General features: G+C 68.1%; 20 protein-coding genes. 11 read left to right on the forward strand and 9 right to left on the reverse strand.

Annotation, left to right across the window (positions count from 1 at the left end; all coding sequences use genetic code 11):
- Positions 1-379 precede the first annotated feature (379 nt).
- The 4 genes from RCF13_RS03070 (at position 380) to rnfB (ending at position 4104) form a co-directional block, all read left to right on the forward strand.
- Positions 380-823, forward strand: coding sequence for a DUF2147 domain-containing protein (locus RCF13_RS03070; protein ID WP_049415741.1), 444 nt, complete (start codon positions 380-382; stop codon positions 821-823).
- Positions 824-924: 101 nt separating this feature from the next.
- The gene (gene metG, locus RCF13_RS03075) at positions 925-2997 is read left to right on the forward strand and encodes a methionine--tRNA ligase (protein ID WP_061480617.1); all 2073 of its coding nucleotides are present in this window, start codon (positions 925-927) and stop codon (positions 2995-2997) included.
- 78 nt (positions 2998-3075) lie between these two features.
- Entirely contained in the window at positions 3076-3666 is a 591-nt protein-coding gene (locus tag RCF13_RS03080) for an HAD family hydrolase (RefSeq protein ID WP_061480618.1), read from the forward strand.
- Between the two features lie 24 nt (positions 3667-3690).
- A complete protein-coding gene (gene rnfB / locus RCF13_RS03085) occupies positions 3691-4104 on the forward strand; it encodes an Rnf electron transport complex subunit RnfB (protein WP_061480619.1) in 414 nt (137 codons plus the stop codon).
- 50 nt (positions 4105-4154) lie between these two features.
- Here the strand turns inward: rnfB and RCF13_RS03090 are convergent, their stop codons facing one another.
- On the reverse strand, positions 4155-4502 hold the full coding sequence (locus RCF13_RS03090) for a RidA family protein (protein WP_005418155.1): 348 nt from the start codon (positions 4500-4502) through the stop codon (positions 4155-4157).
- A 192-nt stretch (positions 4503-4694) separates the two neighbouring features.
- Here RCF13_RS03090 and mprF point away from each other — a divergent pair, with 192 nt between their 5' ends.
- Positions 4695-7259 carry a bifunctional lysylphosphatidylglycerol flippase/synthetase MprF gene (gene mprF / locus RCF13_RS03095; protein WP_134969371.1) on the forward strand — a complete coding sequence of 855 codons (2565 nt, stop codon included), beginning with the start codon at positions 4695-4697 and terminating at the stop codon, positions 7257-7259.
- 128 nt (positions 7260-7387) lie between these two features.
- On the opposite strand, the gene RCF13_RS03100 is transcribed toward mprF, so the two are convergent.
- From RCF13_RS03100 to RCF13_RS03115, 4 genes are all read right to left on the reverse strand, one after another.
- On the reverse strand, positions 7388-8734 hold the full coding sequence (locus RCF13_RS03100) for an AcvB/VirJ family lysyl-phosphatidylglycerol hydrolase (RefSeq protein WP_308140859.1): 1347 nt from the start codon (positions 8732-8734) through the stop codon (positions 7388-7390).
- A gap of 78 nt (positions 8735-8812) precedes the next feature.
- On the reverse strand, positions 8813-9430 hold the full coding sequence (locus RCF13_RS03105) for a DUF998 domain-containing protein (protein ID WP_134968334.1): 618 nt from the start codon (positions 9428-9430) through the stop codon (positions 8813-8815).
- Positions 9427-9600: an oxidoreductase-like domain-containing protein gene (locus RCF13_RS03110; protein WP_061480629.1), complete on the reverse strand. Its 174-nt coding sequence runs from the start codon at positions 9598-9600 to the stop codon at positions 9427-9429. The genes RCF13_RS03105 and RCF13_RS03110 overlap by 4 nt, the downstream gene beginning before the upstream one ends.
- Before the next feature lie 49 nt (positions 9601-9649).
- Positions 9650-10252, reverse strand: coding sequence for a hypothetical protein (locus RCF13_RS03115; protein WP_088496759.1), 603 nt, complete (start codon positions 10250-10252; stop codon positions 9650-9652).
- A gap of 229 nt (positions 10253-10481) precedes the next feature.
- Here RCF13_RS03115 and RCF13_RS03120 point away from each other — a divergent pair, with 229 nt between their 5' ends.
- Entirely contained in the window at positions 10482-11633 is a 1152-nt protein-coding gene (locus RCF13_RS03120; protein WP_134968335.1) for a transglutaminase domain-containing protein, read from the forward strand.
- A gap of 7 nt (positions 11634-11640) precedes the next feature.
- On the opposite strand, the gene RCF13_RS03125 is transcribed toward RCF13_RS03120, so the two are convergent.
- Positions 11641-11976 carry a zinc ribbon domain-containing protein YjdM gene (locus tag RCF13_RS03125; protein WP_010482882.1) on the reverse strand — a complete coding sequence of 112 codons (336 nt, stop codon included), beginning with the start codon at positions 11974-11976 and terminating at the stop codon, positions 11641-11643.
- Positions 11977-12155: 179 nt separating this feature from the next.
- Here RCF13_RS03125 and RCF13_RS03130 point away from each other — a divergent pair, with 179 nt between their 5' ends.
- From RCF13_RS03130 to RCF13_RS03140, 3 genes are all read left to right on the forward strand, one after another.
- The gene (locus RCF13_RS03130) at positions 12156-13517 is read left to right on the forward strand and encodes an Hsp70 family protein (protein ID WP_231352237.1); all 1362 of its coding nucleotides are present in this window, start codon (positions 12156-12158) and stop codon (positions 13515-13517) included.
- 229 nt (positions 13518-13746) lie between these two features.
- Entirely contained in the window at positions 13747-14040 is a 294-nt protein-coding gene (locus RCF13_RS03135; protein ID WP_072169117.1) for a YkgJ family cysteine cluster protein, read from the forward strand.
- A gap of 11 nt (positions 14041-14051) precedes the next feature.
- On the forward strand, positions 14052-14234 hold the full coding sequence (locus RCF13_RS03140; RefSeq protein WP_005410566.1) for a hypothetical protein: 183 nt from the start codon (positions 14052-14054) through the stop codon (positions 14232-14234).
- A 49-nt stretch (positions 14235-14283) separates the two neighbouring features.
- Here RCF13_RS03140 and RCF13_RS03145 read toward each other — a convergent pair whose 3' ends face one another.
- Genes RCF13_RS03145 through RCF13_RS03155 form a run of 3 tightly spaced genes read right to left on the reverse strand, consistent with a single transcriptional unit; the run spans position 14284 to position 16285 of the window.
- On the reverse strand, positions 14284-15165 hold the full coding sequence (locus RCF13_RS03145) for a DUF4097 family beta strand repeat-containing protein (protein ID WP_061480626.1): 882 nt from the start codon (positions 15163-15165) through the stop codon (positions 14284-14286).
- An 11-nt stretch (positions 15166-15176) separates the two neighbouring features.
- The gene (locus RCF13_RS03150) at positions 15177-15710 is read right to left on the reverse strand and encodes a hypothetical protein (RefSeq protein WP_134968336.1); all 534 of its coding nucleotides are present in this window, start codon (positions 15708-15710) and stop codon (positions 15177-15179) included.
- Positions 15707-16285 carry a sigma-70 family RNA polymerase sigma factor gene (locus RCF13_RS03155; protein ID WP_005418173.1) on the reverse strand — a complete coding sequence of 193 codons (579 nt, stop codon included), beginning with the start codon at positions 16283-16285 and terminating at the stop codon, positions 15707-15709. The genes RCF13_RS03150 and RCF13_RS03155 overlap by 4 nt, the downstream gene beginning before the upstream one ends.
- A 132-nt stretch (positions 16286-16417) precedes the next feature.
- Here RCF13_RS03155 and RCF13_RS03160 point away from each other — a divergent pair, with 132 nt between their 5' ends.
- A complete protein-coding gene (locus RCF13_RS03160) occupies positions 16418-16597 on the forward strand; it encodes a hypothetical protein (RefSeq protein ID WP_134968337.1) in 180 nt (59 codons plus the stop codon).
- A gap of 35 nt (positions 16598-16632) precedes the next feature.
- The gene (locus tag RCF13_RS03165; protein WP_134968338.1) at positions 16633-17226 is read left to right on the forward strand and encodes a mechanosensitive ion channel family protein; all 594 of its coding nucleotides are present in this window, start codon (positions 16633-16635) and stop codon (positions 17224-17226) included.
- Positions 17227-17576: the final 350 nt, after the last annotated feature.

Consider the following 17576-nt stretch of genomic DNA (forward strand, 5'->3'; position numbering starts at 1 on the left):
GCGTGAGCCGCATGGGCCCGAGGCATGCCTCGGGCGGGTTGGGCAGGACGCCCAACCCCGGTCTTGCCGCGTGCGCAGGATTGCGCACACGAGCAAGCGGCGACCGAGCTTACATGGGTGAGGGCGCTTTGCTTGCGAAGCACTGCTTCGCAAGCGCCCGAACGCACAGCCGCCAGCGGCTGGGCCGGGCCCCGGAGGGGGACTTGCAGCGCCCCCCGCAAACGGACCCGCCCCGCCATCCCACGGAATCCCGCCGTTGCCGTTGCCTCTGCGGGTGCAGGGCGCAACCCTGCAACGCCCCCCTTCCCCATACTCCGCCGAATGGGTATACAGTCGACCCATGCCGGCACCGTGCCGGAATGAACCCTGGGAGGGGACCATGCGCAAGACCTTCAAGACCCTGCTGCTGGCATTGCCGCTGTGCCTGGCCGCACTTTCGGCGCAGGCCGCCGACGGCGCCGCCGGCCGCTGGAAGACCATCGACGACAAGACCGGGAAGGTGAAGTCGATCGTCGAGATCACCCAGGCCCCCAACGGCACGCTGACCGGCAAGGTGGTCGACATCCTGCACTCGGACAAGGGCCCGAACCCGGTCTGTGACGGCTGTGAAGGCGCCAACAGGAACAAGCCGGTGAAGGGCATGACCATCCTCTGGAACCTGAAGGCCGACGGCGCCAACAAGTGGTCCGGCGGCACCATCCTCGACCCGGCCAACGGCAAGACCTACAAGTCGAAGATGGAACTGCAGCCTGGCGGCACCCGGCTGGACGTATCCGGCTGCATCGCCTTCATCTGCCGCGCGCAGACCTGGCAGCGCGAATAAGCGCTCCGCACCTGCTTCAACCCCGTGACCCGGCCCCGGCCGGGTCACGTCGTTGCGGGCATGCGATACTCTGCGGTTCCCCTCGGCTTCACCCCGCGACCATGACCCGTACCGCGCTCGTCACCACCGCCCTGCCCTACGCCAACGGCCCGCTGCACCTGGGCCATCTGGTCGGCTACATCCAGGCTGACATCTGGGTACGTGCGCGGCGAATGAGCGGCGGCAGGACCTGGTTCGTCTGCGCCGATGACACCCACGGCACGCCGATCATGCTGGCCGCGGAAAAGGCCGGGGTCACCCCGGAAACCTTCATCGCCAACATCCAGGCCAGCCACGAACGTGACTTCGCCGCCTTCGGCGTGGCCTTCGACCACTACGACTCGACCAATTCGGCGGCCAACAAGGCGTTGACCGAGCAGTTCTACCTGAAGCTGGAAGCGGCCGGCCACATCAGCCGCCGTTCGGTCGCGCAGTTCTACGACCCGGCCAAGGGCATGTTCCTGCCCGACCGCTACGTCAAGGGCATCTGCCCGAACTGTGGCAGTGCCGACCAGTACGGCGACAACTGCGAAGTCTGCGGCGCGACCTATGCACCGACCGACCTGAAGGAGCCGCGTTCGGTCATCTCCGGCGCCACGCCGGAAATGCGCGATTCGGAGCACTTCTTCTTCGAGGTGGGCCACTTCGATGCGTTCCTGCGCGAGTGGCTGGCCGGCGATGTCGCCCTGCCGGGCGTGAAGGCCAAGCTGGGCGAGTGGCTCAATGCCGAAGGCGGCCTGCGCGCGTGGGACATCTCGCGCGATGCGCCGTACTTCGGTTTCCAGATTCCCGGCCAGCCGGGCAAGTACTTCTATGTCTGGCTGGACGCGCCGATCGGCTACCTGTCCAGCTTCCAGACCCTGTGCGGCAGGAACGGTGAGGACTTCGAAGCGCACCTGCGTGCCGGCACCGCCACCGAACTGCACCACTTCATCGGCAAGGACATCGTCAACTTCCACGGGCTGTTCTGGCCGGCGGTGCTGCACGGAACCGGCCACCGCGCGCCGACCCGCCTGCACGTCAACGGCTACCTGACCGTGGACGGCGCCAAGATGAGCAAGTCTCGCGGCACCTTCGTGATGGCCCGTACCTTCCTCGATGCCGGCCTGGAGCCGGAAGCGCTGCGCTACTACTACGCCGCCAAGTCCGGCGGTGGCGTCGACGATCTCGACCTGAACCTGGGTGACTTCATCGCCCGCGTCAACGCCGACCTGGTCGGCAAGTTCGTCAACCTGGCCAGCCGCTGCGCCGGCTTCATCAGCAAGCGCTTCGACGGCCAGCTGGCCGCGCAGCTCCCCGATGCGGCGCAGTACCAGCGCTTCGTCGATGGCCTGGCGCCGATCCGTGAAGCCTACGAGCGCAACGACCCGGCCGCGGCGATCCGCCTGACCATGACCCTGGCCGACGAAGCCAACCGCTACATCGACGACGTCAAGCCGTGGGTCATCGCCAAGCAGGAAGGCGCCGATGCGCAGCTGCAGGCCGTGTGCAGCCAGGGCCTGAACCTGTTCCGCGTGCTGGTCACCGCCCTGAAGCCGGTGCTGCCGGCCACCGCCGCGCAGGCCGAGGCCTTCCTCGCCGCGCCGGTGAATGACTGGACCGAGCTGGCGCAACCGCTGCTGGGACACCGCATCACCGAGTACACCCCGCTGTTCACCCGTATTGACCCGAAGAAGATTGACGCCATGATCGACGCCTCCAAGGACACCCTGCAGCCGGCGGCTGCCGCTGCCCCCGCCGCCAAGCCGGCCGCCCCGGCTCCGGCCCCGGCCAAGGACGAAGCAAAGAGCGCCGACGCCCCGGCCTACATCGGCATTGACGATTTCGCCAAGCTCGACCTGCGCATCGGCAAGGTGCTGGTCTGCGAGTTCGTGGAAGGTTCGGACAAGCTGCTGCGCTTCGAACTGGACGCCGGCGAGCTGGGCAAGCGCCAGATCTTCTCCGGCATCCGTGGCAGCTACGGCGAACCGGAGAAGCTGGTGGGCCGCAGCGTGGTGTTCATCGCCAACCTGGCCCCGCGCAAGATGCGCTTCGGCCTGAGCGAAGGCATGATCCTGTCGGCCGGCTTCGACGGTGGCGCACTGGCGCTGCTGGACGCCGACAGCGGCGCGCAGCCGGGCATGCCGGTCCGCTGATGCCTGCAGCGGGCGTGGTTGCGGCCACGCCCGCCGGCAGCTCCGGCCCCGGGAGGCAACGCGATGGGAAGCAACGCAATGGAACTGGCGCTGTTCGACTTCGACCACACCGTGACCACCTGCGATACCTATGGCCGCTTCCTGCGCCGCGTGGCCACCGCCGAACAGCTGGCACAGGCATGGTGGAAAGTCGGGCCGTGGCTGGCCGCGTACAGGCTGAAGCTGATCTCGGCCGAACGCATCCGTGCACGCGTCACCCGCCTGACCTTCAGTGACCGCCACAGCGATGACATCGCCACGCTGGCCGCAGGCTTCTCGCGCGAGTTCCTGCCCGACGTGGTGCGCCCGGAAATGCTGGAGCAGATTCGCTGGCACAAGGAACAGCGGCACACCGTCGTGATCGTGTCCGGCTCGCTGGACCTGTACCTGCGGCCGTGGTGCGAGCAGCTGGGCCTGCAGCTGATCTGCAACCGGCTGGAAAGCCAGGACGGCCGCCTGACCGGCCGTTACGCCGGTGGCGACTGCGGTCCGCGCAAGGCCGAGCACATCCGCCGCCAGTTCGATCTGTCGCGCTACGTGCGCATCCATGCCTACGGTGACAGTTCCGAAGACAAGCCGATGCTGGCGCTGGCCCACGAGCGCTGGTTCCGCGGCAAGCCCCTGAAATAACCCAACGCGCAGCCTTCGCCACGCATGAGCCTGATCCCGCCCCTGACCGAACGCCTCGACCGCCTGCTGCCGCAGACCCAATGCGGGCAATGCGGCTATGACGGCTGCCGCCCGTACGCGCAGGCAATGGCACGTGGCGAGGCGGGTGTGGACCGCTGCCCGCCGGGTGGCGACGCCGGTGCACGGGCGTTGGCGCAGGTGCTGGGCGTACCGGCGATTCCGTTCGATCGTTCGCGCGGCGAGCACAAGGCGGCCCAGGTCGCGTTGATCGTCGAAGCCGACTGCATCGGCTGCACCAAGTGCATCCAGGCCTGCCCGGTGGACGCCATCGTCGGCGGCGCCAAGTACATGCACACGGTCATTGCCGACCTGTGCACCGGCTGCGAGCTGTGCATCCCGCCGTGCCCGGTGGACTGCATCGAGCTGCTGCCGCTGTAACAGGGGTCAGATGCCTTTCCGCAGGAAAGGGACCTGACCCCATCCCGCAGTTACGGCACCGCTGCCGTCACCACGATCTCGACCTTCCACTCGGCGTGGGCGAGCTTGGCTTCGAAGGTTGCGCGGGCCGGGGTCGCGCCCTCGACCACCCACTCGTCCCACGCCTTGTTCATGCCGTCGAAGTCGGCGATGTCGGCCAGGAACACTTCCGCACGCAGCACGTGCTGGCGATCGCTGGCGACCAGCGCCAGCAGCTTGTCGATCTCCGCCAGCACCTGCCGGGTCTGGCCGGTGATGTCCTGGCTGGTGTCTTCCGGAATCTGGCCGGAGAGGTAGGCGACCTTGTTGTACACGGTCATTTCGGACATGCGCGGTCCGACGTCGTAACGCTCCATCATGGGCGTGGCTCCTGCGGGTGATCAGGCCCGCATTGTCCTCCAATCCGGTCAACGGTGGGTGCACGGGTCCCCGCGCGACACGTCACTACCGGGCTCCGACACATCCGCTGGTCAAATGGCGGCGACAGGCGCACGATGCGCCACGCCCCGCGTTGACACCGCACTCGCCCCTCCTGACGCACCCTTGCGCCGATGACCGCAGCCACCAACCCCGCCGCCGCTTCCTCCACCCCGGCATGGAAGCGGGTTATCACCATTGTCGTTCCCCTGCTGATCCTGTCGCTGGCCCTGCATGGCCTGGCCAGTGAATTCGATGAGCACGGCTACCGCGCCATCCGCCAGGCATTCCGCCAGCTCAGTGGCCTGCAGATCACGCTCACCGTGATGCTCGGCCTGGCCAGCTACGCCTGCCTGATCGGCTTCGATGCCATCGGCCTGCGCCGCAGCGGCATCCGCGTGCATCCGGCACGCATCGGCATCACCGCCTTCCTTGCGCATACGCTGGGCCAGACGGTGGGCTTTGCCGCGTTGACCGGTGGCGCAGTGCGCCTGCGTGGCTACCGCAGCGCCGGCCTGGACCTGGCGCAGATCGGCCAGGTGGTGCTGATGAGCACGCTCGGTTTCGTATTCGGTGCGTGGCTGTTGATCAGCGTGGCGCTCTGCATGGAACCGGCGGCAGCGGCGTTGGCATTGCCACTGAATCCCGATGCCGTGCGCATCGTCGGCATCGTCGCCCTGCTCGCCTATCTGGGTACCGTGCTGCTGGTCGGTCGCGATGGACGGCAGTTCAGCGTGTTCGGACATGCGTTGTGGCTACCCGACCGCCGCACCATGCTCGGCGTCACCGTGCTCAGCGTGATCGAACTGGTACTGGCCAGCGCCGCGTTCTATGTGCTGCTGCCGGACTCGACGCCCACCGGCCTGCCCGGCTTCGTCGGCCTGTACCTCGTCGCGGTACTGGCCGGCCTGGTCTCGACCGTGCCGGCCGGCCTGGGCGTGTTCGAATGGAGCCTGTTGAAGCTGTTGCCCCAGGTGGCACCGGCGGCGGTGCTGGCGGCCGCGTTGATCTACCGCGTGACCTATTACGTACTACCGCTGGTGCTGGCCACGTTGCTCGCCCTTGCGCCCGCGCTGCGCCAGCCGCTGCAGGCCAGTGCCGGGGCAACCCGCGCCGGCTGGAACGCACTGCGCCCATGGTTGCCGCAGATCATCGCGCTGGCGGTGTTCAGCATCGGCGCCGCGCTGGTCATCGATGGCACCCTGCCCACGCCACGCCGGCACCTGGTGAATGCCTCGCTGCCGATCCTGGAAACCTCGCACCTGATCGGCAGCCTCAGCGGTGTTGCGCTGCTGCTGATCGGGCAGGGCCTGGCCCGTCGCAGCCACGCGGCGTGGATGCTGGCGATGGCGGTGTGCGTGGTCACCCCGCTGCCGCTGTGGCTGCGCGGTGGCCAACCGTTGATCGCCGTCTCGGCGGTGCTGGTGGCGATGGCGCTGTGGGCCGCGCGCCGCGAGTTCTACCGCCAGGGTGCGCTGCTGGATGAAGCCTGGTCCTGGCCGTGGCTGCGCAACCTGGGCCTGGTGCTGGTGGCAGTGACCTGGCTGCTGTTCTTCACCTACAGCCATGTCGAATACCAGAACGAGCTGTGGTGGCAGTTCGCGGTCTCCGGCAACGCACCGCGCGCGTTGCGTGCGTTGCTGGTGGTGGCCATCGCGCTGGTGATGTTCGGCCTGGCGCGGCTGCTGCACAGCACACGCAGCCCGCTGCCCGCCGCCGATGAAGCGACGCTGCAATCGCTGGCGCCGGTCCTGGCCGGTGCCACCGACACCCAGGCCTGCCTGGTGCTGACTGCTGACAAGGCAGTGCTGCGCGATGAAGCGAAACTGGGCTTCGTGATGATGCAGCGCTATGGGGGTTCGCTGATCGCGATGGGCGACCCGGTCGGCCCGCCGGACGTCGCCCGCGCATTGATCTGGCGCTTCCGCGAGGAAGCCGACCGCCTCGGCCTGCGCCCTGTCTTCTACCAGGTCGGCGAGTCCTACTGGCAGACCTATCTTGACCTCGGCCTGGGGCTGGTCAAGCTGGGCGAAGAAGCGATGGTGCCGCTGCATGATTTCGGCCTGGAAGGGCGCGAGCGCGCCGACCTGCGCCAGGCCTGGAACCGGGGCAAGCGGGGTGGCCTGTCCTTCCGCGTGGCGCCCGTGGAGGAAATTCCCAGCCTGCTGCCGCGCCTGCACGCGATCTCCAACGCATGGCTGGAAGACAAGGCCGGCGACGAAAAGGGCTTCTCGCTCGGCAGCTACGACCCGGATTACCTGGTGCGCTTCCCGGTGGCGCTGGTCGAGGCCGAAGGCCAGATCGTGGCCTTCGCCAACCTGTGGCAGGCACCGGCCGGCGCCGAGCTGTCGGTGGACCTGATGCGCCACGTCAGCGAAGCACCGAAGGGCACGATGGACTTCCTCTTCATCGAGCTGTTCCTGTGGGGCCGCGCACAGGGCTATGCACGTTTCTCGCTGGGCATGGCGCCGCTTTCCGGGCTGGCACAGCATCGTCTGGCTGGCCGCTGGAACCGCCTGGCCGGCCTGCTGGCGCGGCATGGCGAACGTTTCTACGGGTTCAGTGGCCTACGCCGCTTCAAGTCGAAGTTCGATCCGCAGTGGCGGCCGCGCTATCTCGCCGCGCCTGGCGGCATGCACCTGCCGGCGGCGCTGCTGGACGCCACGCGCCTGATCTCTCTGGACCCGCGGCGCAACTGACGACCCGCACCACCCGGCAGGTGTCGACCTTGGTCGACACGCCAGCGCCAACACGCTGACGGGCGTGGCCCGGCGTTACCGCGGCTCGTTCTGGTGGGTGCGAACCGTTGGTTCGCACGCTCTCCGCTTCACGCCCCGCCCTTGAGGATCACCTCGGCCAGCCGATCATAGTCACCGCCGAAATGGTGGTCGCCCGGCAGCTTCACCCGCTTCACGCCGTCATTGGCCGGCAGGTCCGGGCACAGTGCGTCCTCGTCCTTGTCGCCGTACACGCACAACGTTTTTTCCGCCGGCAGCCTGGCCACTTCCGGCGCGATCGGCAGGCCGTCGCCGCCACCGCCCAGCCAGTTGCTGACATGGAATTCGAAGTCGGCCTTCCTGCCCACCGACAGCAGCACGATGCGCTCCAGCGCCTCGCGGGTACCGGCGTCGAGCTGGTTGATCGTGGCCGGCAGCACGTCGGCGCCCTGCGAGAAACCGATCAGCATCACCTTGTCGCGGTGCCACTGCTGGCGGTAGTGATCGATGATCTTCTGCAGGTCGCCCGCAAAGCCCTTCGGCGTGCGCTCACTCCAGAAGTAGCGCAGCGAGTCGATGCCGACCACGGCCACGCCGTGCTCGTTGAGCGACGACGCCACGTCCTTGTCCAGGCCGGCCCAGCCACCATCGCCGGAAACGAATACCGCCAGCGTATCGCCGCTACCGGTCGCCGGTACTTCCACCACCGGCAGGCCTTTCAGCGCGGCCGGCGGCGGTGCCAGACTGACCCCGGCCTGCGCGCCGATCACCCGCGCCGCGGCGACCAGGCCCGGCGACGCATCACCGCGCGCGGTGCGCTTGAATTCGCGCGCCATCGCCACCTGCTGCACGAACTGGCTGGCCTCGCCCACCTTGCAGCCGTGATCGCCAGCGGCACTCAACCACGGAAAATTCAGTTCGGCGGGCTGCAGCGTGTTGTGCTTCACACCATCGCCGCAGACCATGCGCTGGTGGTTGTGGTCCGGGCAGAAGCCGGTGGTGAGCAGGCCGGCAAACACCTGGGTGTCAGCCTGCGCCGCGAGCGAATAGGCCATCTCGGCACCCTCGCCGTCACCGCCGACCAGCGGCAGGTGGTAGCCGGGCAGATGCAGGGACGCCTGCAGCCAGCGCGAGAAGTTCTCGACGTCACCGGCGCCGAACGAACAGGTCGGATCACCCTCGCGCTTGAGCACGCCGCGCAGGTGCGCGATGTCCACAGCGGCAACCATGGCACCGTCGGCACGCAGGGCTTCGATCGGCAGGCGGCTGGTGTCACCACCCGGGGTGGGCTCGTGGAACCAGATCACCACCCGCTGCGGCGTGCCGGCCGGCATGTGCACCGGAATCTGCTCGAACCGCCCATGGCTGAACTGCTGCGGGGTCCCCGCCGCCGTCGCCGGCAGCGCGGCCAGCGCCAGTACCACACCCATTGCCCTGCCCAGCCCTGCACGCTTCATATCGCATCCCCGATGGAATGCGCACACGATACGCCGCCACCGCGTGCACGGCACGTACCGGTGCAGGCCGTTGGCGATTCAGTCGGCCGTGGTACGCCGACTGCGCCGGTACAGTGCCAACGCCAGGTACAGCAGCCAGCCTACGATCACCACGATCACGACCTTCTGGCCCAGCCCGCGCGGCGGACCGGCGCGCCACAACACATGCAGCCACAACAGTACGAACGCCAGCCAGGCCCAGCCCCAGAGCAGGCCCGCGGCGGACTGCCAACCCGGTTCGCGGCGCAGGTACCAGGCCTGCAGCAGCATGCCGACGCTGGCACACAGGAACGCGGTGTTGGCCGCCAGCCCATGGATGAACGGTGCCAGCAGCGGCGTCGCTTCCGGCAGCCAGCTGTCACCGATGGCGACCGTGGCCAGGCCCAGTGCCGAGACAGTGAACAGCAGCGGCGCCGCCGCGCTGCGCCGCGGGCCGATGCTGCCCCGGTAGAGGCTGATGCCGAGCAGGGCGATCGCCAATGCCAGCAGGCAGTAGGCCGCGCGCAATGCCAGCCCCCACGGCCCGTGCAGATAGAGGCTGAGCGTGGCCCGCACCCAGTCCAGATCGGTGCGTGCGAACTGGGTCCACAGCGCGGTGGCCACGAACAGCAGCAGCGCCGCCAACGCCAGCAGTGCCGCTGGGCGCGCGCGGCTCATGCGGACGCCTCCGGGTGCCGCGCCAGCCATTCGGCCAACGCCTTGCGATAGCGCTGCAGCTCGTCGGCATACAGGTCCAGCACGCACAGCGGGCAACCGCTGCCGCAGCATTCGTTCGGACCGGGTTCTTCCGGCGGCAACGGGCGGGGATCGGGATCAGGGACGGACACGGTTGGAAGCGGCAATCGGTGGAAACAGGCCCCAGTGTACCGGGCTGGTTCAGCGGCCCAGCTGCCGGCGCAGGTTGTCGCGCGCGGCCGCATCGAGTCGCTGGTGGAAGAATTCGCTGAGGAAGATGCGCGGTGCACGCAGCAGGCCCTGCAGGAAACGGCGGCGGCCGGCGCGATACAGGAAGCCCGGCACCACGCCCTTGTACTCTTCGGCCACGCCGCGGTCATAGGCGCTGAACACCGGTTCCGGCGCGGCCAGGATCGCCATGTCGCAGTCCAGGAACAACGCGGCCTCGGCATCGACATCGTCCGGGCCAAGCTCGCCATGGCGGGCAGTCAGCAGGATCAGCTGCTCGACCCGGGCCGCGTCGACCGTGGCAAGTTCCGGCGCCTGCGCGATCACTTGCAGGGCCAGCTGCGCCGAACGCGCCTCGTTGTCCTTTCGCCCCGCCACATAGATCGCATCGTGGTAGAGCGCGGCCAGGTAGACCTCGGCCGGCTGCTGCCAGCCTGGACCGTCGGCAACCTCCTGGCAGTGCTGCAGCACCGCACGTACGTGGCCGAAGTGATGGTAGGCACGTGGTGGCGTCGCATAGCTGTCCTGCAGCGCCTGCCACTGCGCCGGAGCGAGCGTCAGCGGGGAGAAGTCCATGACCGGATCATCCCGCCTGCGCCGGCAGCGGGCAAGCTGGCCATTTTTTCACCACACCCTCACAACGCCCTTCGCACGGGGCCCCAACGCGGTTGTCCACAGCTTTGTCGAGCGCTGGTCCACACCGGCTGTGGATGAACGCGCGGACCGACCAGCGGTCACTGCAGGGGGGCGCGCACAGGTCTACACTCGCCTCAGGCGGGAGCGCCCGCCGCTGCCGGGAGCCGTCATGTACCGTCCTGCCGCCCGATCCGTTCTGCTCGCACTGGCCGCATTGGCGGCACCCTCCGCGATCGCCCTGAACCCTGGCGCGAACGAAGTCCCTGCGCTCACTGCCAGCACCGCCGCGCCGACGATTCCGACGCCGCAGCAGGTGTTCGCGATTCCACCGGCCATGCTCGATATGCTGCACACCCAGGTGACCCGTCGCAGCTATTCGCGCGAGCAGCGCCTGCAGGCGCTGGTGGAGATGATCTTCGACCGCCATGGCATGGACCTGCAGTACGACGCCGACGCGACCCTTACCGTCAGCGAGATCTGGCAGCAGCGACGCGCCAACTGCCTGGCCTTTACCCTGATGTTCGTCGCGCTGGCACGCGAAGCCGGCATCCAGGCGCGCGTGCAGGAGGTCGGCCAGGTGGTGTCGTGGTACCAGGACCAGGCCCAGGGCCTGGTCTACAGCGTAGGCCACGTCAATGCCGGGGTCGGCTTCGCCGGCCGCTTCGCCACCGTCGATCTGGATCGCAATGTGCTGTACGACCGCCGCGGGCCGCTGCCGATCAGCCAGGCGCGGGCGTTGGCGCACTTCTACAACAATCGCGGTGCCGAACGCATGGCCAGCGGCGACATGGCGGGCGCACGTACCTTCTTCGATACCGCGCTGGCGCAGGACGGCAGCTTCGCTGCCACCTGGAACAACCTGGGTGTGCTGGAAAACCGCACGGGCGATACCGCCGCCGCGCGACGGGCACTGGAAAGGGCGCTGCGACTGGACGGCCGCCAGGATGCTGCACTGACCAACGCCAGCGCCCTCTACCGCAAGCTCGGCATGATTGCGCAGGCCCAGGCACTGGAGCAGCGGTTGCAATCGGTGCAGCGCGAAGACCCGTTCGCGCAGTACCTGCTCGGAGCCGAGGCCGAACGCGCCGGGCAACTGCAGCAGGCGATCCGCTATTACCGGAAGGCCGTGCGCCTGTACGACACCGCGCACCAGTTCCACTTCGGGCTGGCGCGGGTCTATTTCCTGGCGGGCCAGCTCAAGCACGCTGATCGTGAGCTGCTGCGTGCACGGGAACTGGGCGGGGCGCCGCAGCAGGCGCGCTACCAGGCCAAGCTGGACAGCCTGGCCCGCTGGCGCGCACGGCAGCAGGCCAGGCGCTGAAGGCCGGTCAGGCCTTCTTGAGGAAGCAGGTCTTCAGGACCAGGCCCTTGATCTTGTCCGAATTGCCTTCGATGTGCTCGGCATCGTCCTCGACCAGGCGGATGTTGCGGATCACGGTGCCCTGCTTGAGCGGGATCGAGGAGCCCTTCACCTTCAGGTCCTTGATCACGGTGACGGTGTCACCGGCCTGCAGGGTATTGCCGTTGCTGTCACGCACGACCAGGGTCGAACCGGCACTTTCCTCGGCGGTCCATTCGAAGCCGCAGTCGGCGCAGATCCACAGCGCGCCATCGGCGTAGGTGTTTTCCAGGGTGCACTGCGGGCAGGCAGGGGCAGAAGACATCAGCAAGTACCTCAAAGTGAATCAACAGCCGCCATTGTAACCGCCCGGCTCCCCTGGCCTTTTCCGGGCAGTACGCCGCGACCTCCTTGACCCGGCCCGGAACAGGAAACTGCGGGACCTTGCAGTCGGCGGCGAACTGCAGCAGAGTGCGCGGCCCCTGATCGCCCCCGGAACTCCCCATGCGCCTCGGCATCGACTTCGGTACCAGCAACTCCGCCGCCGCCATCGTGCATGAAGGGAAGCTGCTGCCGATCCGCTTCGGCGACGCCGAGCAGTTCCGGACCAGCGTGTACTTCCCCGGCGTGGTGCCCGACCCGGATGACTTCCAGCTCGATGACGGCCAGGAGCACCAGCTGCAGCAGATGATCAACAGCGCTGCGCGTGCGGCGCGCGCCGCCGGCCAGGAACGCACGCCGCAGGCGCTGCGCCGCGAAGCCCTGCGCGCGCTGCGCCGGGAATGGATGGAGGCCCGTGCCGGCAAGGAACGCAGTGCCAGCGACCTGCTGCAGAATGCGGTCTACGGTGACGAAGCGCTGGAAGCCTATTTCGAGGAACACGAAGGCAACCTGGTGCAGAGCCCGAAATCGATGCTCGGCTACAACCTGCACCCGCGCGCCAAGCAGACCATCACCGGCATCGCCGCGCACATCCTCGAACACATCCGCCTGACCGCCAGCGCCCAGCTTGGCCAGCCGCTGCGAGCGGCCCTGCTCGGGCGTCCGGTGCAGTTCCGCAGCTCGATCGGTGCGGCCGGCAATGACCAGGCGCTGGACATCCTGCGCGAAGCCGCCCGCCAAGCCGGATTCGACCAGATCGATTTCCTCGAGGAACCAGCCGCGGCGGCCATGCACTATCACGCCGAAAGCCGCGAACGGCACCAGGCCGTGATCGTCGACATCGGCGGCGGTACCACCGATATCGCCCACGCCGAAGTCGGCGGCGACGACGCCCCGCGCATCCACCGCGCCTGGGGCATCGCCCGCGGCGGTACCGACATCGACCTGGCGCTGAGCCTGTCCAGCTACATGCCGCTGTTCGGCCGCGGCATCACCCGCGTGCCCGCCCACCACTACGTGGAAGCGGCCACCGTGCAGGACATGACCCGCCAGCGCGACTTCCGCCAGCACAAGTATGACCATGTCGACAATCCGTGGGGCGCGCGCCTGCAGGCCCTGCAGGACACCGGCAATACCGCCCGCCTGTACCGCGACGTCGAGCGCGCCAAGATCGCCCTCAGCGCCGCCAGCGAACATCGCAGCACGCTGGACTACATCGCCCGCGACCTGCATGCCGACAGCAGCGCCGACGGCCTGGCCGCAGCCGCCCATGGTTATCTGGAGCAGCTCCGGGAGCTGCTGGCCCAGGTCCGCAGCGACATCGGCGGCGACCCGGACGCGGTGTTCCTGACCGGCGGCATGTCCCGCGCCGGGTATCTGCGCCAGGCCGTTGCGGAGGCCTTCCCGGGCGCCCGCATGGTCCACGGCGAGCCCTCGCTGGGCGTGGTCCAGGGCCTTGCGCTGGCGGCAGCCAGCCAGGATTAACAAAACGTTACGCGATCCAAGTTACTCTTGGTCGGCTAGAACCCTGCTGCACCTTCCACCGGCCACGCCGGTGTGTGTCCACGGTGCAGCCTGGCCCGCCCTGCGGGCCTAGCGGCCATGCCTTCCTGGCTCGTTCATGGTCCGCGTACCACCGGAGCCGCCATCGAGACCCGCTTTGGGCACCCGCCAGGCCCCTGAGGCCTTACAACCTGACGCAGCACATGCACCCATCGACTGCCGCCGTTGTGACGCGGTCTGTTGCCGGCTGCCCGTGTTGCTGCAGTCCGGCGACCACGTGCCCGGCCAGTTCCTGTCACGCGACACCCACGGCCGTGCCGTGATGGCGCGCAACGAGGAAGGCTGGTGTGCGGCGATCGATCCCTATCACCTGCGCTGCACGATCTATTCGCAGCGCCCGGCGATCTGCCGCCAGTTCTCGATGGGCGGCAGTGACTGCCGCCGCGAGCGGCAGGACTACCTGCGCCAGGCTGATGCCTGGGCGCTTTCCTCCCCTTCCACCTGACAGGAGCAACCATGCCCCGCAAGGCAAAGACCCCCGCGAAGGCCAGCAACAGCATCCGCAGCGAACGCAAGGGCGCGGCCGCCAGCACCGTGGTCAGCAGCGATTCGATCGCTTCGGACCTGGCAGCGTTCCGCAAGGCCGGTGGCAAGATCGAAGTCCTCGGCACCACCTGGGCGCTGAAGAAAGCCAGCTGACCCAGTAGCGACCGCGGCGGCGCTGCCGCCGCGGCCTGCCGGATCGCGCTCAGCGATCCAGGCTTACCCGAACACTGCCCGAATGCGACTGGATGCGGATATCACCGTCGCCGCTGCCCAGCCGCGTGTCAAGATGGCTGCCGGGGCCGTAGCGCGGCCGCTCCACCTGGCCAGCATCGCTGTTGATCGACCCGCTGAAGCTGTTCACCGACAGCTGCGCCGAGACGGCGCGCGGCAGGCGCAGGTTGACCGACGCACTCACCGATTCGACATTGATACGGCCTCCCGGCGCCAGCCCGGCCGCCGACAGGTCAATACTGCCCGATACGGTTTCCACCGCCAGCCGCTGCACCCGCCCGGCATCGACCTCGACCCGGCCGGATACCGTCTGTGCACCGATGTCGCCGGACACGCCGCTCCCGGCCACGATCCGGCCACTGACCGTATTTACGTCCAGCTTCGGCGTCTGCAGGCGCGCGCTGACACCGCCACTGACCGTATTGAGCTTGCTGTCACCGCTGCGACCGGAGGCGCTGAGGCTGCCGCTGACGGTGTCGGCCTGCAGGCGGCGCACGTCGATGCCACTGATGTCCTGGCTGGCACTGACCGTGCTCAGCAGCAGCTCCACCGAGCGCGGCACGTTCAGCACCAGCGTTGCGCCGCCGTTGTTGCTGCGACGCGGATACTCGATCTCCCAGCGGACGCGGTTGGCACTCTTTTCCTGGCGCAGCTGCAGGCCATCACTGAGCGTACCGGTGAGCTGCACGTCGTTGCGGTCCCAGCCACGCACGGTCACCTTGCCGGCCACGTTGCTCAGTTCGATGCGGCCGCCGGCGGCTAGATTGTGGCGTTCGTCGATCCGGGTGTCAGCCAGGGCCACCGCGGGCAGCAGCAACAGCGCGGCGCAGCAGGTCATCAGGGTTCGTGTCATCGGGGGTCTCCTCAGGTCGTCAGGCCGGACTCGGCGGCATAGGCCGCCTGCCGGGTCAGTTCCAGCCGCAGCGCATAGGTGCGCTTGAGCTGGCCAAGCAGGTGAGGCGCACGTGGGTCCTGCGCCAGCGCGGCCTGGATCTGTGCCGCGCTTTCATCCAGTTCGTGCAGCGCCGGCTGCCATTCCGGTGCCCGGCCTGCGGGCAGCGCGGCCACCGCCTGCCGGTACTGCTCGGTCATCGCCGCAGCCTGCAACTGCAGCGTGGACGGCACCGGTATATCCGGCTGCGCATGCCGCCAAGGGGCCACGGCGTAGATCGCCAGGCTGGCAGCCAGGACAGCGCCGGCCGGCAACCACCAGCGGCGCCGCGAACGCGTTGCCAGGGCCACCACCTTGCCGGTTGGCGCAGGTGCTGCCTCTGGTTCACGCGGCGGCAGCCGGGCAGACAGGCGTGCCCAGCCATCGGCCGGTACATCGCGCTCATTCGGCAGCGCGCGCAGCCGGGCTAGCAGATCGTGATCGCAATCGTGTTCGTGTGTACTCATGTCATGTCTCCCAGCCGTGCGCGCAGCAGGCCGCGCGCACGATGCAGCTGTGCCTTTGAACTGCCGACGGCCATCTGCAGCTGCTCGGCGATTTCCTGGTGTTTCCAGCCTTCGATGTCGTGCAGTACCAGTACCGCACGCGCCCTCGGAGGCAGCGTCGCGAGTGCGCGCTCCAGGTCGCGCTCGGTACCGGCACAACGGTCGTGCACCGCCAGCTCCTGCAGGCCGCCGTCGACCTCCTCCAGACTGTCGTGGTCCTGCCCGGCGGCGCGCCCGCGCAGTTCCATCAGTGCGGCGTTGACGCCCAGCCGGTGCAACCAGGTCGACAGGCTGCTTTCGAACCGGAACCCCGGCAGCGCCTTCCATGCCTGCAGGAACGCTTCCTGCAGGGCATCCTCGGCACGCGCCTGCTGGCCCCCGCACAGGCGCCACAGTACGGCGAACACGCGCGGCGCATGGCGCCGGTACAGCAGTTCGTAGGCCGCAGTGTCACCGGCGGCGGCCGCCCGCACCAGGGCGGGTTCGTCGACAGGGGCGTGGGCGGCAGGCGGCGCTGGCATGGTGGTGTCGAGCATATCGTTTGGATGCGGCGACCCGGAAAAAGGTTTAGAGCCGATTGCCATCGCCGATCAAGGCCATGCAACCTTTTCGACGATGGCTGCATCCATGCAAGGTCATTCGAGAAAACACCTCCAGGGAGTTCCGCCATGTCCAGCCCATCCTGCGCCGCCCTGCTGGTAATCGTCGCTTGCGTCGTGCTGCAGGCATCGGGCCTGTCCTTGCGGTTGTGGCCCGACAACGGCCGCGCCTGCCTGCAGCAGGATCGCCAGGAGCTGGTCTGCCTGGCGTGGTCACCGATGGTCGAAACCCCGGCACGCGCCGGGTAACATCGAGGCCGTTCCCGCCACCTGTTTTCGCCCCCATGATGTTGTCGCTGAAGGATCACCTGCCGGCCTGGAGCCACCCATGGCTGAACTACGCGGGCGTGGCCCTGCAGATCGTGCTGGTGCTGCTGGTCGCCTGGCTGCTGCGGGTACTCGCCCGTCGCCTGATCCGGCGCTTTGCCGAGCACTACACGCTGCCGCCCGAAATGGCGATGGGTGCACGCCGGATCACCAGTTTCGTGGTCTATTTCAGTGCCCTGCTGTACATCCTCAGCCTGCTCGGCGCGAAGCCGTCGGTGCTGTGGACCGCGTTTACCGGCTTCGCCGCCGTGGGCGCGGTGGCCTTCTTCGCGGCCTGGAGCGTGCTCTCCAACATCTTCTGCACGTTGCTGATCTTCACCACTCGCCCGTTCCGCCTGCATGACTACATCGAAGTGCTGGAGAACGGCGAGAAGCCGGGCCTGAAGGGCCGGGTGATCGACGTGAACCTGATCTACACCACACTGCAGGAAACCGGCGACGGCCACGAAGGCACGGTGCTGCAGCTGCCGAACAACCTGTTCTTCCAGCGCACGGTGCGCCGCTGGCGTGACCCGGCGCAGGCACCCGGCGGCATCCAGGGCGACGGCTGAGGGTGGGGTTTTCGGCAGGGCTGCGCCCTGCACGCGCCGAAGCCTTCAAGCCAAGGCAACAGCAACAGCAAAAGCTGGCATTCCGTGGGGTGGCGGGGCGGTGTCGGAGTGCGGGGACGCCGCAAGTACGTCCTTGCAGGCTTGGCAGCCGCTTGCTCGTGTGCGCTTTCCTGCGCACACGGCAAGACCGGGGTTGGGCGTCCTGCCCAACCCGCCCGAGGCATGCCTCGGGCCCATGCGGCTGACACCCCGCACTCCGACACCGCCCCACCTCCGACAGATTTCCGCGATCGGGTAGATCCCGCCATGCGTGGATAAATTTCCATCGAAATCGAAAATTTCGATATCGG

The sequence above is a fragment of the Stenotrophomonas maltophilia group sp. RNC7 genome (genome assembly GCF_030910085.1).
GTDB classification, from domain to species: domain Bacteria; phylum Pseudomonadota; class Gammaproteobacteria; order Xanthomonadales; family Xanthomonadaceae; genus Stenotrophomonas; species Stenotrophomonas sepilia.

Excerpts from the sequence above, each read along its gene's own strand:
- RCF13_RS03070 (WP_049415741.1), top strand. The coding sequence starts at position 380 with ATGCGCAAGACCTTCAAGACCCTGCTGCTGGCATTGCCGCTGTGCCTG.
- metG (WP_061480617.1), top strand. The coding sequence starts at position 925 with ATGACCCGTACCGCGCTCGTCACCACCGCCCTGCCCTACGCCAACGGC.
- RCF13_RS03080 (WP_061480618.1), top strand. The coding sequence starts at position 3,076 with ATGGAACTGGCGCTGTTCGACTTCGACCACACCGTGACCACCTGCGAT.
- rnfB (WP_061480619.1), top strand. The coding sequence starts at position 3,691 with ATGAGCCTGATCCCGCCCCTGACCGAACGCCTCGACCGCCTGCTGCCG.
- RCF13_RS03090 (WP_005418155.1), bottom strand. The coding sequence starts at position 4,502 with ATGATGGAGCGTTACGACGTCGGACCGCGCATGTCCGAAATGACCGTG.
- mprF (WP_134969371.1), top strand. The coding sequence starts at position 4,695 with ATGACCGCAGCCACCAACCCCGCCGCCGCTTCCTCCACCCCGGCATGG.
- RCF13_RS03100 (WP_308140859.1), bottom strand. The coding sequence starts at position 8,734 with ATGAAGCGTGCAGGGCTGGGCAGGGCAATGGGTGTGGTACTGGCGCTG.
- RCF13_RS03105 (WP_134968334.1), bottom strand. The coding sequence starts at position 9,430 with ATGAGCCGCGCGCGCCCAGCGGCACTGCTGGCGTTGGCGGCGCTGCTG.
- RCF13_RS03115 (WP_088496759.1), bottom strand. The coding sequence starts at position 10,252 with ATGGACTTCTCCCCGCTGACGCTCGCTCCGGCGCAGTGGCAGGCGCTG.
- RCF13_RS03120 (WP_134968335.1), top strand. The coding sequence starts at position 10,482 with ATGTACCGTCCTGCCGCCCGATCCGTTCTGCTCGCACTGGCCGCATTG.
- RCF13_RS03125 (WP_010482882.1), bottom strand. The coding sequence starts at position 11,976 with ATGTCTTCTGCCCCTGCCTGCCCGCAGTGCACCCTGGAAAACACCTAC.
- RCF13_RS03130 (WP_231352237.1), top strand. The coding sequence starts at position 12,156 with ATGCGCCTCGGCATCGACTTCGGTACCAGCAACTCCGCCGCCGCCATC.
- RCF13_RS03140 (WP_005410566.1), top strand. The coding sequence starts at position 14,052 with ATGCCCCGCAAGGCAAAGACCCCCGCGAAGGCCAGCAACAGCATCCGC.
- RCF13_RS03145 (WP_061480626.1), bottom strand. The coding sequence starts at position 15,165 with ATGACACGAACCCTGATGACCTGCTGCGCCGCGCTGTTGCTGCTGCCC.
- RCF13_RS03150 (WP_134968336.1), bottom strand. The coding sequence starts at position 15,710 with ATGAGTACACACGAACACGATTGCGATCACGATCTGCTAGCCCGGCTG.
- RCF13_RS03155 (WP_005418173.1), bottom strand. The coding sequence starts at position 16,285 with ATGCTCGACACCACCATGCCAGCGCCGCCTGCCGCCCACGCCCCTGTC.
- RCF13_RS03160 (WP_134968337.1), top strand. The coding sequence starts at position 16,418 with ATGTCCAGCCCATCCTGCGCCGCCCTGCTGGTAATCGTCGCTTGCGTC.
- RCF13_RS03165 (WP_134968338.1), top strand. The coding sequence starts at position 16,633 with ATGATGTTGTCGCTGAAGGATCACCTGCCGGCCTGGAGCCACCCATGG.